The following is a 13,675-nucleotide window of genomic DNA, read 5'->3' as shown; positions in this document are numbered from 1 at the left end:
CGGCGCGTCACCTCTCGAGTCTCACCCTGTAAGAGGAGAAACGCCCCGAACAGACCGTCCTACTCGGACGTGTGAGGCGTTGGTCCGCCCAAAACTCGATAGGTGGTCTGGACCATCCCGCCGTCGAGGACTGTGGTGCGCACGTGCTCGAGATCCACATCTCCGCCAAGTGACCCGAACAGTGATGGCCCATCGCCGATGAGCACAGGTACTTGGGAGAGCGTGAGCTCGTCGACAAGCTTGGCGGCAAGAAACCATCGGACGGTCGCCCCACCGTCGACGTAGACGCGCTTGCAGCCACTTCGCTCCGCTGCGTCGATGGCAGCCTCGGGTGAGCGGTGCACGATGATGCGAGGGTCTGCATCTGCGTCGAGGGTCGTACTGATGACGTGGATCGGGCGACCGAGGTAGGGCCACTCCTGGATGGAAGCGATCGCCTCGTAGGTCTTCCGGCCCATCACCACCGCGTCAACCGACTCCACGAACGGCGTGAAACCCGCATCTCCGGCGGCCTCGCCGCGGCTGGTCAGCCACTCCAAGTCCCCGTCCGGCCGCGCAATGCGGCCATCGACACTCAACCCGAGAAAGACGACGGCACGGAGAGACTGCTGCGACGCGGACATAGGGTCAAGTATGTCTGCTGCGAGCGAGAACAATCAAGGAAAACCGGCAACACTCAGGCACCGCTATCGGTGGCTCGCAATGAGGTTCACCCCTGCCCCTTGACTTAGAGTGCACTCACAGTCGTAGGTTTGTTTCCATGACCCAGCACACGGCAGACGTCTCACGCCCTTCAGATCTGAGGCAGGCTCTGTCGGTCGATTCCGACAGGGTTCTCTCGATCTCCGAGGTCAGCGAACTCCTCAGCATCACAGCGCACACCGCCCGCTATTACGAGCGGGCCGGTCTGCTTCACGTGGCCAGGTCCCAATCCGGGCACCGGGTCTACGATTCGGCAACCGTCGAACGCCTGGACTTCCTCGTGCGCATGCGCACCTCCGGCATGGGCATCAGCCAACTCAAGCGCTATGTAGAACTGGTCCGGGCCGGGGAGGCAACGACACCGCAGCGTCTGCAGATCATGGCCGCCCAACGCGAACACATTCTCACCCAGATCCACGATCTGAATCTGGCCCTGACCACCACGGACTACAAGATCGCCAAATACGCAGGCACCACCGCCTCAGAAGGAGCCACATCATGACAACCACCAACCTCGGCGACCTCACCGTCTCCCCCATCGGCTTCGGCTGCATGGCACTGTCCCACGTCTATGGCGGAACCACCGACGACGCAGCACGTGACACATTGGGCGCGGCCGTCGACGCCGGCATCACCTTCCTCGACACCTCCGACGTCTACGGCGAACCTCGCGAAGGATCTACCGGACCAGCCGGAACAAACGAGGAGATGCTCGCCCCGTTCCTCAAGGACCGACGCGACGAGGTCCAGCTGGCCACGAAGTTCGGCATCACCGCACCCCGCGAGGGGACTGATACCTCGTCTAAACGCACCGACGGTCGCCCGGAATACGCCCGCTCAGCCTGCGACGCTTCGTTGGCCCGCCTCGGCGTGGACACGATCGATCTCTACTACCACCATCGCCCGGATCCCGATGTACCGATCGAGGAGACCGTCGGCGCCATGGCCGAGCTAGTTGCGGCGGGCAAGATCCGCCACATCGGCCTCTCGGAGGTCACCTCCGAGGAGCTGCACCGGGCCCACGCAGTCCACCCGATCGCCGCACTCCAGTCCGAGTGGAGCCTATGGTCACGCGACGTCGAGGATCGTGTCGTGCCCGCCTGCGCCGAGCTCGGGGTCGGGTTCGTGCCCTACAGTCCCCTGGGCCGCGGCTTCCTCACCGGCACGCTGACCAAGGAACAGGTCGCCGGAGACTTCCGCGGCGGCACCACCCGCATGGGCGAGTCGTGGGATGCCAACCAGAAGATCGTCGATATCGTCGCCGAGGTGGCTCGCCGTCACGACGCCACAAACGCTCAGGTCGCGCTGGCTTGGCTTCTGCAGCGCGCGGACCAGATGGGAGTCTCCGCGGTACCGATCCCAGGATCGCGCAAGGCCGAACGTGCGTTGGAGAACCTCGGGGCCGTAGATCTGCTCCTCGATGCCGATGACATGACACAGCTCGACGCCATCCGCACGCTGGTGGAGGGCACCCGGAACATCGTCGACAATCCGACCTGGATCAGCTCCGGGCGGGAGTGACGGGCAAGTCCAGAGTCCCGACGCCGGGATATTCGTGTCTGTATGGGGTTTGGTACCTGACTTCAGCTCATAGCCGTTCTGACCTCGTTCTCGGCGAGTTCAACGAGGGTGCGCACCGGTACGCCGGTGCCCCCGAGGACAGTGAAGCCGTAGGCGGAGTCCGCGTTGATCGCGGGACCGGCGACGTCAAGGTGAGCCCATTCGGTGCCGTCTTCGACGAACTCCCGGAGGAAGGCCGAGGCCGCGAGCATGCCGCCGCCGGGGGCGCCAGCATTTTTGAGGTCGGCCGTCGTGGAGTCAAAGTAGCCGATCATTTCCCTCGGGATCGGCATCGCCCACATCGGCTCGCCAACAGAATCGGCCGCCGACACAACCCGCTCGCGTGCCGTCTCTGTACCCATCACGCCAGAGGTCCGATAGCCGAGGGCAGCCACCTGGGCGCCGGTGAGCGTCGCGATGTCGACGATGAGGTCCGGGTCTTCCTCCTGCGCCGCGACCAATGCGTCGGCGAGGACAAGACGTCCTTCGGCATCCGTATTCGTCACTTCGACAGTTCTTCCCCCGTAGATCCGAAGTACATCCGCCGGACGCACCGCTGATCCCGACGGCATGTTCTCGGCGAGAGCCAGCCAGGCCGTGACAGCGATCGGCAGTCCCAGGCGCGCGATCGCGAACAGCGCTTCAACCGCCGCGGCAGCACCTGCCATGTCGGACTTCATCTTCTCCATCTTCGCCGACGGCTTGAGCGAGATCCCTCCGGAGTCGAAAGTGATGCCCTTGCCGACGAAGGCGAGCCGTCGGGCAGCTTCCTCAGGCGCGTACTCGACTTTGACGAGCCTGGGACCGCGCACCGACCCCTCTCCGACGCTGGTAAGTCCCCCGAATCCTCGTTCCCGAAGCTCGGTGTCGTCGACGACTGTCACGGAGACGAGGTGGCGAACGTCGCTCGCCTTCGCCTCCCGGACGACCGCCTTGGCGAAAGTCTCGGGGTACAGGTCGAGAGGAGGTTCGTTGACGAGATCCCGAGCTGCGGCGACGGCGTCCGCGATGATCGTAGAACGGTCGATGTCGGCGTCGATCGAGTCAGGTGTACAGACGACGATCCGCTCGAGGGCCTGCTGCCGCGGCGCCTCGGACTTGAACCTCGTATCGCGATAGGCGCCCAGCATCGCCCCGATCGCCACGGCTTCCGCACCGATGGCGTCCTCAATCGGCAGGAGCACCGCTACTGAGGCCACGCCGGCCAGAGACCGTAGGGCTGAACCGGCGGCGATACGCAGCACATCATTGATCTCGGTCGCATCGCTGCGCTCATCCGGTCTTCCGATTCCTGTGAGGATCACCGAGGCGGCCCCGAGGCCGATCGGCGCCGGGATCCTCGACGTCGTGTCCACTGCTCCCGTGTGCCCGACGGCCCGGGCCGCTGCGGTCAACGCGTCGATCACCGAGGGGGCCAGCAGCGGAGCTTCGATGCCTATGTCGTCCCCGTTCTTCACCACGGCGACGACGAGGACTTCCGCATCGAGTTCGGCGGGATAGCGGGTCCTTCGGATCAGTTCGGGCAGGCGTGTGGACATGATTCTCCGTTCTCAGATGTCGAGGTGATTTACGGCGGCAATTCGCGCGGCCAGACGCGGATTGTGGTGCAGGCCCGGTCCACAGAGTTCTTCGACGATGGTTCTGATCGATGCGACAGGCTTGTCTTGGTTCATCTTCTCCTTGGCCTCGATCGAGGCCACATTTATCCGGAAACCCACCGTGCCGTGCACGATCCGCGCGGCGTAGTCACTGTTCTCCTTCGTCGCGTGCAGCAGGTGCGGGTCCGGCAGGTCCTTCTCGAAGTGCTCGACAAGCCGGTCGAGCGTCCGGAGGTTTTCCTCGTCGGGGAGGATCTCGACGGTCCCAGTCAGGTGCGCGACGGCAAAGTCCCAGGTGGGGACGTTCGGCCGATACCCGTACCAGGAGGGTGAGATGTAACCATGGGGTCCTTGGACAATCGCAAGGACGTCGTGGTTTCCTAGGTCGTGCTTTTCTTCATCAGGTCGGCCCATGTGGCTGAGAAGAACGATGCCTCTCCCTGAGGCATATGCCTCCTCGTCAAGGAGGACCGGATAGTGGGAGGCGATGAGACCGGTTTCAGGAACGTGGCTGACGAACGTCGTCCACGGGTACTCGCGCACAAGGTCGGCGACGGTGTCGACGTCCCTGAGTGCATAGTCCGAATTGTCTCTCATCGCCGCCCCTCCTCGACCTTGGGAAGGTCATTCACGACTGAAGAGGTGCTGTTCGTGCGGTCCGTCTCGCCCAAGGCGCGTGCACGGGCCGCCAATCCGATGACCGCGCCATACTGAACGCCGACGACTCCGCGTATCGGGATCCCCTCCGTCTGTTCCCGCGCTAGCCGCTGGCTCAGCCACCGGCTCCAAATCGCTTCGAGGTCATCCGCGGCACGGCGGACACGCACCCCGGCCATTCCAGCGGCTACCTCGGCGGAGAGCGCGCGTAGCAGTGCCCCTCCATATCGAAGTCGGTACATCCAGACGATGGAGAGGGGCCGCTCGGCTACCGTCGCGAGCCGATCGTTCTCCGGCATCGTGGCCCGCCTCATCATCAGCTCCCCGGCCCGGTACATACCGGGGATGAAGGCGCGGGCGCTGCGCAGGAACGGCGAGTCCAGGGTCAGGTTGCGATGGACCTGCCGCATCAGCTCCGTGAGCTGGTTCCCCGTCGCCATCAGCGCCTCGCCGGCTTCGCGCAGAAGGGCTGCGTAGTTCGCGGTCGAGTGGCTCGTGTCGTCGGCGCCGAACGTCTTCCAGATCGGCAGCTCGGCGATGAGGGAGACCGTTCCGTACCTGCGGGCGTAGCTCGTCGAGGACTGACCGGCACCGCCTTCAGGGACGGGGTCGAGACCGTTGGCCTCGCGCCATTCGTAGACCCGTTCGACGGAGCCAGCCGCGAACACCGCGGGGGCGACCACTTGGCTGTGGGCGGACTCGGGTTCTCCCAGGTGGAGGGGGATCCCGAACTCCGCCGGCAACCGGTGGAGCAGCGGGACCATGTCGGACAACGACTGCGACATATAATAGTAGGCGCCGCCGGTCTCCGAGTTGTGCAGGGGTACGTAGAAGTCGGGCCGGACATCATCGATGACTCGCTGCAGTGCCTGCGTCTCCGGCATCATTTCATCGAAGTACTTCTCCTTGTAGCTGACAGGGAAGGTCCACTCAACCTGTTCGTTGCCCGGGGGACGATAGAAGTTCCGGAAGTACGTCTCGCCGTCGAAGGGGGCAGAGAACCATCCCTCGTTGAGACGCATCGCGTCGGGATCGGCGCAGGGAATGACATGCCATTCGATGTTGAGCCGCTCGCGAAGGACGTTGTCCGCGAGCAAGTCAGTGAGCACCTGGATGATGGTGAGCGAACCGATCGGTTCGTTGGGATGCACGCCTCCGACGATGAGCCCCCGGTTCCGCGGCTCGCCGGAGCCTTCGTGTTCATAAGCGTCTCGACTGGGGGCACTCGAGGGGTGGTGTCGATCAACGTTCAGCGTGTAGAGGGAGATCGGTTCGCCCAGGCGTGATGTCCCTATTCGCCTGACCGTAAGCAGGTCCGGAAACTCCACCCGAAGACTCTCGAGTCGCGCCAGGAGCTCGTCCACAGTGGGGAATGCGTGGAACTCGGGAAGCGCAGTTGCGCGTTCGACGATTTCGGCATCGGACACGGACTGCATCGTCTGGTCGGGGATCATCGGGCTTCTCTTTCTCGTCGTCGCTTTTTCTGTAGGTCCGGGTCCGGGATCGGTGCCGATTCGAGGAGTCGCCTCGTGTAGTCCTCCCGTGGATGGGTCAGCACCTCGTTGCGGCTGCCCTCTTCGACGATTCGCGAGTTGCGCATGACGACGACTCGGTCGGCGAGACTGTCTACGACTGCCAGATCGTGGCTGATGAAGAGGCACGCGAAGCGCAGCTCGGTCTGCAGTCGGCGAAACAACTCGAGGATCGTCGCCTGCACTGAGACGTCGAGGGCCGAGGTCGGCTCATCAGCAATGAGTAGCACGGGATCAAGCGCAATCGCCCGCGCGATAGCCACTCGCTGCCTCTGGCCTCCGGAGAGTTCGTGACTGTAACGCCCCGACCAACTCGGTTCGAGGCCCACCGCTTCGAGGAGTTCATTGACGCGCGATGCGAGCGGTCGGCCCTTGAGTCCGGCATGCACGCGCAGAGGTTCTCCGATAACCTCGCCCATCGTGTACCTCGGGTCGAGGGCGCCGAGGGGATTCTGGAACACCACGCCGACCCGCTTTTTGTAGTCGATGGCATCTTTGCCGCGCACGGACGAAATATCGACACCGTCGACGAGGACACGTCCGCTCTTCACCGGTGCCAGACCGACGATGGACTTGCCGAGCGTCGACTTCCCGGAGCCGGATTCCCCCACAAGTGCGAGGATCTCTCCGCGATCGATGTGCAGACTCGCCCCGGTGACTGCGCGCACAGCCCTAAATCGCTGCCGGTATTCGACGCTCACCTCATCGAGGACGAGCACCGAATGGCCCTCCACGACACCTTGTCGGTCACCCGCCCCCAGACGCGGTACCGATGACAACAGCTGACGTGTGTACTCGGCCGTCGGCCGAGTGAATAGCCCGTGAACGGTTTGGGTCTCCTCGATCCTGCCCCTGCGCATTACCACGACACGGTCGGCCACATCGGCCACGACTCCCATGTCGTGGGTGATAATAAGCACGGCCGTGCCGGTTCTCTCCCGAACCCCGATCAGCAGGTCGAGGATTTCCCTCTGCACAGTCACGTCAAGCGCTGTCGTCGGCTCGTCGGCGATGAGAAGTTCGGGTTCGCAGGCCAATGCCATGGCGATGACCACGCGCTGGGCCTGGCCGCCGGAAAGTTGGTGTGGAAAGGCCGACATCCGCTTCTCCGGCTCGCTGAGCTCGACTGCCGTGAGCAGGTCGAGGACCCGCTGCCGGCGTTCGGGACCTGTGAGCGAAGGGAAGTGCTTCCCCAGCACCTCACGGATCTGGAAACCGATCGTGAACACGGGGTCGAGGGCGCCGAAAGGATCCTGGAAGATCATCGCCGCTCGTCTGCCCCGTACAGCCTCGAGCGCCTCGAGGCCGGCATCGACCAGCTCCTCGCCCCCTAGTCTGATGCTGCCGGTTGTCGTCGCGTTCTTCGGCAGAAGCCCGAGAACGCTCATCGCTGTCACTGACTTTCCCGATCCGGACTCGCCTACGACGGCCACGACCTCGCCGTCGTGGACATCGAAGGACACCCCGTCGACCGCACGCACCCCTGCGCCGTTCTGACCTCGGAATTCGACCTTTAGTTCTTCGACGCTCAGTCTCGGTTCACTCATGTTTCTCCTCTCGGCGGATCCAGTCGACCATCTCCTTCGGCAGCTCCTGCGGCGGGGGCGTGTCCTCTTCTTGGTCCCTGTATGTACGCCACTGCTCAAGGAGGTTGTGATGGAACTGATCGACCCAATCCATGTAGCGGCTGCCGTTTCGCAGACGGCGAGCCGGCCCCGGTTGTGAACCGGGTTCGGTGGAAAGACCTGATCTTAGGACCTCGGACATGCGGGTGAGCGCGAGCTTCTCCCGGCTGAGAAAATTGCCCCAGACGTCGTCTTCGGCTTTGAAATACCGGCTGCGGCTGTTCGGCAGGGACACCCCCTTGATATAGCCCGAGCCCACAAGAGCCCGAGTGGCCGTCGAGATCGCGCCGTTGCTGGCGTTGAGGAGGCGGCCGAGGTCGGCCGAGGACAGGTACGGTTCGTCGGTGATGATGAGCAGTCCGAGCACGCGGCCGTTGATGCGCTTGCCGCGCATCATCTCCCAGGCGTCGGTGAACCGATCGATGAAGTTGCGAATATCGGGGGTCAATTCCGACACCGAACCTTCGCTCGGCAGCTCAGTCTCCGGCTGTGCGGTGTTGTCTAAATCTCCCGATTCGTTTAACTGCATGATTCGGACCTCCTCAGGTGTATGTGCAAGCCGGAACGGGGGGGTAGGTGGTTCTGGGTGAGCCAGAGCTGTTCCCCACGAGGGCTCGTGCCTTCATGTCCGGGGCATGCGATGGGCGCTGCCAATATCCAACACTACGTATCCGATGGATGTCCGCCCGAGTCTGGGTCAACTCGGTGAGCGTCAAAACGGCGCCGTACTGGGCATCGGGTGCAACCGTCCACGTTGGCCCGGTCAACGCCGTCACAGCCTCCCCCGAGGATCGAGGCCATCGCGGAGCGCATCGCCGAGCATGATGAGGCTGATCACCGTGATCGTAAGGAAGAGACTCGGGAACACGACGGTGTGCGGTGCCGCTTGGAAATGAGCCTGTGCTGTCGAAAGTTGGAGGCCCCAGGAAATCGACGGTTCGACGAGGCCGACGCCGAGGAAGGTTAACGTCGCCTCGGCACCGATGACGCCGCCCACCGCAGTCGCGGCAATCGCCAGGGTCGGTGCGAGGGAGTTTGGGAGCACATGCGTGAGCACCAGCCGCAAATGGGACACCCCTATGGCAAAGGCCGCCTGCACGTACTCCCTCTCGCGTACGCCCCGGACGGAGCCCCGGATGAGGCGAGCGAACGTGGGCCAAGAGAAGAAGGCGAGCACCGACGCCATGAGCAGCGGGGTCCGGCTGGGAGCTGTGTTGAGCACAATGATGGCGCCAAGGAGGAATGGAAATCCAAGGAACACGTCCGCCATGCGCGCGATAAGAGAATCGACCCATCCGCCGAGGTAGCCCGCGAGGGTGCCGACGATCACCGCGATGATCAGGCATATCGCCGTCGCGGCGATGCCGATGAACAGCGATGTCCGGGTGCCGAACAGTACATTAGCGAGGACGTCACAGCCTTGGACGTCCGTGCCGAAGGGGTGCCCTGGTACCGGCTCGCTGTTGGATGCGCTGAGATCACAGGAACGGGGGTCTTTCTCTCCGAAGAGTCCGGCAATCAGCCCCGGAAATGCGGCGATGAGGGCCAGAATGACCAGCAGAGCGATGCTGATCCAGAACTGGAGGCGTCGCCGCAGAGTACCCCACAGACCATAAGTGGTCGCCCGATCGGGACGGGCCGCGATGTTGATCGTCGATGGTTCAGTCATTGCGGATCCTGGGGTCGAGAACGGTTGAGAGGATGTCGACCAGGACATTGGTGACTAGGAAAATGAACACCAGAGTGGTCGCGACGCCAACGACGGTGGTCCCCTCCTGGTCCTGAATCGCCTTGTACAGCAGTTGCCCAACGCCGTTGATGTTGAAGATGGCTTCAACGACCACTGTTCCTCCCAGTAGGGATCCGAGCTGGATCGCGATCACCGTCATCACCGGAGCCGCTGCATTGCGCATCACGTGCAGGCCGACGATGTTGCGCTTCGTCATCCCCTTAGCCCTGAGCGTGCGGACGAAGTCTGACTGCATGGTGTCGATGACGCTGCCACGCATCAGCCGCGAGACTCCCGAGAGTCCGTAAACGGCAACGACGAGTGCCGGGAGCAGATAGGCGGCGGGCCAGCCGGCATTCACCCCGGCAACCGGTGCCCACCCCATTCTGATACCGAACACGTACTGAGCCATGACGCCCAAAACGAAGATCGGAACGGATTCGGCGACGATAGTGCCGAGTAATACGGACTTGTCGATTCCCGATCCACGTCGCAATCCCGAGACGAGCCCGAGTCCGACGCTGATAAGCACGGTCAATGTCCACGCTGTCAGGGCTAAGGCGATTGTCGTCGGCCATCTCCTCGCCATCTGCTCGCCGACCGACTGGCCCGTGAACGTGGTCCCGAAGTCACCGCGGAGGAGACCGCCGAGGTAGTTCAAATACTGCTGCCAGATCGGAAGGTCGAGGCCGTATTGCAAGCGCAGTTGCCGCTGCACCGCCCCCGGCAATGGCCTGTCGCCACCCAATGCCGCGATCGGGTCACCGGGCAGGAGGAAGACCGCGCAGTAGATGATAAACGTGACACCGAAGAAGACAATGACGAGTTCCAGGAGCCGGCGCACTGCGTATTGAGTCATAGTCAGAGGCAGCTCTCGCTCAGTCGCCGAGCACGATGTCGGCTAGTTGCGGTTCTCCGACGGCCGACGTCGGAAGATCGGTGATCTTGTCGGAGGTGACGAAGTTGTATGACTCCTCGAACATTGGGATCACGGGAAAGTCCTCCGCGATGGTCTTCTGCACATCGGCGTAGGCCGCATCGCTGTTGTTCCCGCTCGAATCGGCCACGTTGATCGCCTTCTCAACCTCGGCGGAGGGCGGTCCGCCGCAGTTCGTGCAGTTGGGCGCGTCGGAGAAGAAGGCGCGAAGGGTCGACTGCTGACTGGGATAGAGGGCACCCCACCGGGCGAAGAATGGACCGTCGAGCTTCTCGTTGTTCCGGTCCTCGGTGAATTCCGCCCAGCCGACCGAGGGCTTGGCCACGGTATCGATGCCGAGGTTCTGATTGAGGTAATTCGCCACGGCATTGTAGAGATCGTCGTGACCGGCCCCGCCGGGGAAATTGAGCGTGAGCTGTCCCTCGAATCCGCCGGCCTCTTTGAGTAACGTGGCTGCGGCCTCGGGGTCGTATTTGCAGTATTCGCCGCAGATACCGTCGGGGTTGCCGGGCATGATGGACGGAGTCCAGGCTGTTGCCGATCTATTGAGTCCGCCGTAGACCTTCTCGTTGATCGTGTCACGGTCGATAGCCATGGAGATCGCCTGCCTGACACGTTTGTCGTCGAAGCGCTTGTCCCAGAACGGCGTGCTCAGATAACTGATGGCCGGTCCGCCAAAAGAGAAGATGTGGTCCTTGTCAAAGTCGTCGGATACTTGATTCATTCGAGTGGCCGGAAGCCGCTGAACGTCGACGTTGCCTGCGAGGGCATCGTTGTAAGCAGTGAGATTGTCAGAATAAGGAACCCAGGTGAGCGCGGACACTGTCGGCCTTTTCCCCGCGTACTCGTCGTACGCCTCCGCCACCACTGGCTCGCCTTGGGTCCACCCGGTCGTGACCTTGAACGGTCCGTTGCCGATCGGCGACTTCCCGTATGCTTCGAGGTCATCGAAGGCGCTCTGCGGCATCGGGAAGAATGCTGTTTGGGCCTGGGAAAGCTGAATAGGAAATTGGCTGTCCGCACGATCGAGCTCGACAGTGAAAGTCTGATCGTCCTTGACCTTGAGCCCGTCCATCTCCTTCGTCTTAGGCTGGCCCTTCTTGGGGTTGAGGTCGGCGTAGCCCTCGATTTCGGACAGCTGGCCGGAGTTCTCAAAGGCGTTGGGACCGTATGCCACCGTGTTCCAGCTGTCCACATAGTCCTCGGCGGTCACTGGAGAGCCGTCGTGGAACGTCCACCCGTCACGCAGTGTGACGGTCCAGTTCTTCTGATCGTCGCTCTCCACGGACTTCGCAGCCACAAAGCTGAGCTTGCCGTCTTTGTCCACGAAGGTGAGTGGACTGAATACCGACATGGCGAATCCGAAGGCATTCGTCTGCCGGCCGGGTGTGAGATTAGGTACCGGGTCCGACGAGCCGATGACGATTTCGGCAGGCTGACCTTCCTTCCCCTCTCCCGAGTTGCCGCATCCTGACAACAAAAGGGCCGAGACTGCCGTCACTGCGGCAATGCCCTGCATTAGACCTCGCATGAAGCTCCTCCTTGAGCGTAATGGCGAGTGGCGATGGATGAAGATCGATGGTTGGGAAACCGCCGCTCACTTTACACACTATACTGAACTTTCAGAATTTTCAAAATCTTGTAATATCAATATATGTCCTCTTTGCCTCCGACACCTGTCGACGATCACGCCCACGAGTCCGAACTCACCTGGCTGAGCACACGCGAGCTGGCCTCCCGGCTCGCCCGCCGCGAGGTGTCTTCGCGCGAGGTGCTTAGCGATCAGCTGGCGCGCATCGACTCCGTCAACCCGGTTCTCAACGCAGTCGTCACCCGGGACGACGGCCGGGCTCATGCGCAGGCCGCCAACGCTGACGCCATAACGGCTCGATGCCAGAGGTCGACGAACCTGGCCGGCAGCGGCCTCGGGCGGCTGCACGGAGTACCCCTCACGCACAAAGAGTCGAACGATGTCGCGGGCTGGACGACGACGCGCGGGTCGAAGCTCCTGCTCGACAATGTCGCAAGCGAGGACGCTCTCATCATCGCCCGTCTGCGGAACGCCGGCGTTGTCAGCTCGGGTAAGACGAACATTCCCGAATTCACCGCCGGTTCGCACACGTTCAACAACATCTTCGGCACTACGGTGAACCCTTATGACACGACAAAGTCGACCGCCGGCTCGTCGGGCGGTGCGGCCGCTGCCATTTCTGCCGGAGTGCAGGCCTCCGGCGACGGCTCGGACATGGGCGGATCGCTACGCACACCGGCGTCGTTCACAAACATCGTCGGGATGCGACCGTCGAACGGACGTATCCCGCATGCTCTGCCAGCAAACCCCTGGCAATGGCTCGCTCAGACAGGTTTCATGGCGCGCACGGTCAGCGATGTTGCACTGCTCATGTCGGTTGCGTGTGGACCCGCGGCCGGCGCCCCCTCGTCCATCCCCGAACCCGCATCAGTATTCGACCGTTGGGAATTTGCCGAGCCAGAGCATCACGAGCCCGGCAGCGGCCTGACGGGACTGCGGATCGGATTCTCAACCGACCTCGGCGGGCTCATCCCCGTTGAACGTCGAGTGGCCGACGTCCTCGGCCCAGTCGCCGGGGTCCTGGCGGCGGCGGGAGCTTGCGTCGACGAGACCCTGCCCGATCTGCACGCTGCGGATGAGGTGTTCCACATCCGGCGCGCCTACGACTTCGCAGTCGACTATCGTGAGTTCGTCAGGGACCATCGCCGCGAAGTGCGAGAGGCAGTCGTGTGGAATACGGAGCTGGGACTTAACCTCAAGGTCGACGATCTCATCGAAGCGGACCAAGCAAGGTGCCGCCTCCAGGCCTCGGTCGAGGAGTACTTCTCCCATCACGATCTATTCGTTCTCGCCGCGAGTCAAGTAGCACCCTTCGATGCGAACATCGAATATCCGCACGAGATCGACGGGCAGCATCTCGCGGACTACCTGGAATGGATGCGTGCTGCCACAATCGTCTCGGCGACTGGTTGCCCAGCTGTCTCCGTCCCGGCCGGCTTCACCGCCGACGGGTTACCTGTCGGAGTCCAGTTCGTCGCTGCGCCGGGTAAGGACGTCGAGCTCCTGCTTGCTTGCCAGGCGTTCGAGGAGCTGACTAACCATCACAGGCAAACGCCGGTGCTGTGAACATCGGGGTTCTCAGTTAGTCAATTGCTTCAGACTACTTCACCACGATTCACCATCACTCGGCCCAGATAGGAGTCACACCGAAATTGGACTCCATTCACTCACTGGTCAGAGGAACCCGCAACATCGTCGACAATCCGACGTGGATTTGCTCCGGACGGGAGCGAGCCGGACCTGG

Annotated in this window: 12 protein-coding genes; 3 read left to right on the top strand and 9 right to left on the bottom strand. The window is 62.8% G+C overall.

Annotated features, from left to right (window positions below; all coding sequences use genetic code 11):
• Positions 1–59: 59 nt before the first annotated feature.
• Positions 60–623 carry a dihydrofolate reductase family protein gene (locus FO013_RS18880; protein ID WP_143924110.1) on the bottom strand — a complete coding sequence of 188 codons (564 nt, stop codon included), beginning with the start codon at positions 621–623 and terminating at the stop codon, positions 60–62.
• A gap of 137 nt (positions 624–760) precedes the next feature.
• Here FO013_RS18880 and FO013_RS18875 point away from each other — a divergent pair, with 137 nt between their 5' ends.
• Both FO013_RS18875 and FO013_RS18870 read left to right on the top strand, forming a co-directional pair.
• Positions 761–1,204 (top strand): MerR family transcriptional regulator, encoded by a 444-nt coding sequence (locus FO013_RS18875; protein ID WP_143924109.1) that lies wholly within the window; start codon positions 761–763, stop codon positions 1,202–1,204.
• Positions 1,201–2,223 (top strand): aldo/keto reductase, encoded by a 1,023-nt coding sequence (locus FO013_RS18870; RefSeq protein ID WP_143924108.1) that lies wholly within the window; start codon positions 1,201–1,203, stop codon positions 2,221–2,223. Before FO013_RS18875 ends, FO013_RS18870 begins: the two co-directional genes overlap by 4 nt.
• Positions 2,224–2,285: 62 nt before the next feature.
• Here FO013_RS18870 and FO013_RS18865 read toward each other — a convergent pair whose 3' ends face one another.
• The 8 genes from FO013_RS18865 to FO013_RS18830 form a co-directional block, all read right to left on the bottom strand.
• Entirely contained in the window at positions 2,286–3,800 is a 1,515-nt protein-coding gene (locus FO013_RS18865) for a leucyl aminopeptidase (RefSeq protein ID WP_143924107.1), read from the bottom strand.
• A 12-nt stretch (positions 3,801–3,812) separates the two neighbouring features.
• On the bottom strand, positions 3,813–4,457 hold the full coding sequence (locus tag FO013_RS18860; RefSeq protein WP_143924106.1) for an FMN-binding negative transcriptional regulator: 645 nt from the start codon (positions 4,455–4,457) through the stop codon (positions 3,813–3,815).
• Positions 4,454–5,971 (bottom strand): M14 family zinc carboxypeptidase, encoded by a 1,518-nt coding sequence (locus tag FO013_RS18855; RefSeq protein WP_143924105.1) that lies wholly within the window; start codon positions 5,969–5,971, stop codon positions 4,454–4,456. The genes FO013_RS18860 and FO013_RS18855 overlap by 4 nt, the downstream gene beginning before the upstream one ends.
• The gene (locus FO013_RS18850) at positions 5,968–7,596 is read right to left on the bottom strand and encodes a dipeptide ABC transporter ATP-binding protein (protein WP_143924104.1); all 1,629 of its coding nucleotides are present in this window, start codon (positions 7,594–7,596) and stop codon (positions 5,968–5,970) included. Before FO013_RS18850 ends, FO013_RS18855 begins: the two co-directional genes overlap by 4 nt.
• Complete coding sequence (locus FO013_RS18845) at positions 7,589–8,203, bottom strand: GbsR/MarR family transcriptional regulator (protein ID WP_143924103.1); 615 nt, start codon at positions 8,201–8,203, stop codon at positions 7,589–7,591. Before FO013_RS18845 ends, FO013_RS18850 begins: the two co-directional genes overlap by 8 nt.
• A gap of 243 nt (positions 8,204–8,446) precedes the next feature.
• Complete coding sequence (locus tag FO013_RS18840) at positions 8,447–9,343, bottom strand: ABC transporter permease (RefSeq protein ID WP_186293206.1); 897 nt, start codon at positions 9,341–9,343, stop codon at positions 8,447–8,449.
• On the bottom strand, positions 9,336–10,262 hold the full coding sequence (locus FO013_RS18835; protein WP_143924101.1) for an ABC transporter permease: 927 nt from the start codon (positions 10,260–10,262) through the stop codon (positions 9,336–9,338). Before FO013_RS18835 ends, FO013_RS18840 begins: the two co-directional genes overlap by 8 nt.
• 19 nt (positions 10,263–10,281) lie before the next feature.
• Positions 10,282–11,871, bottom strand: a complete 1,590-nt coding sequence (locus FO013_RS18830) for a peptide ABC transporter substrate-binding protein (RefSeq protein ID WP_260848266.1) — start codon at positions 11,869–11,871, stop codon at positions 10,282–10,284.
• A 123-nt stretch (positions 11,872–11,994) separates the two neighbouring features.
• On the opposite strand from FO013_RS18830, the gene FO013_RS18825 reads away from it, so the two are divergent.
• Complete coding sequence (locus FO013_RS18825) at positions 11,995–13,497, top strand: amidase (RefSeq protein ID WP_143924100.1); 1,503 nt, start codon at positions 11,995–11,997, stop codon at positions 13,495–13,497.
• Positions 13,498–13,675: the final 178 nt, after the last annotated feature.

This window comes from Brevibacterium aurantiacum (assembly GCF_007558825.1).
Lineage (GTDB): Bacteria > Actinomycetota > Actinomycetes > Actinomycetales > Brevibacteriaceae > Brevibacterium > Brevibacterium aurantiacum_A.
The sequence above is the reverse complement of the archived record's forward strand: the minus strand, read 5'-3'. Positions and strand labels throughout refer to the sequence as shown.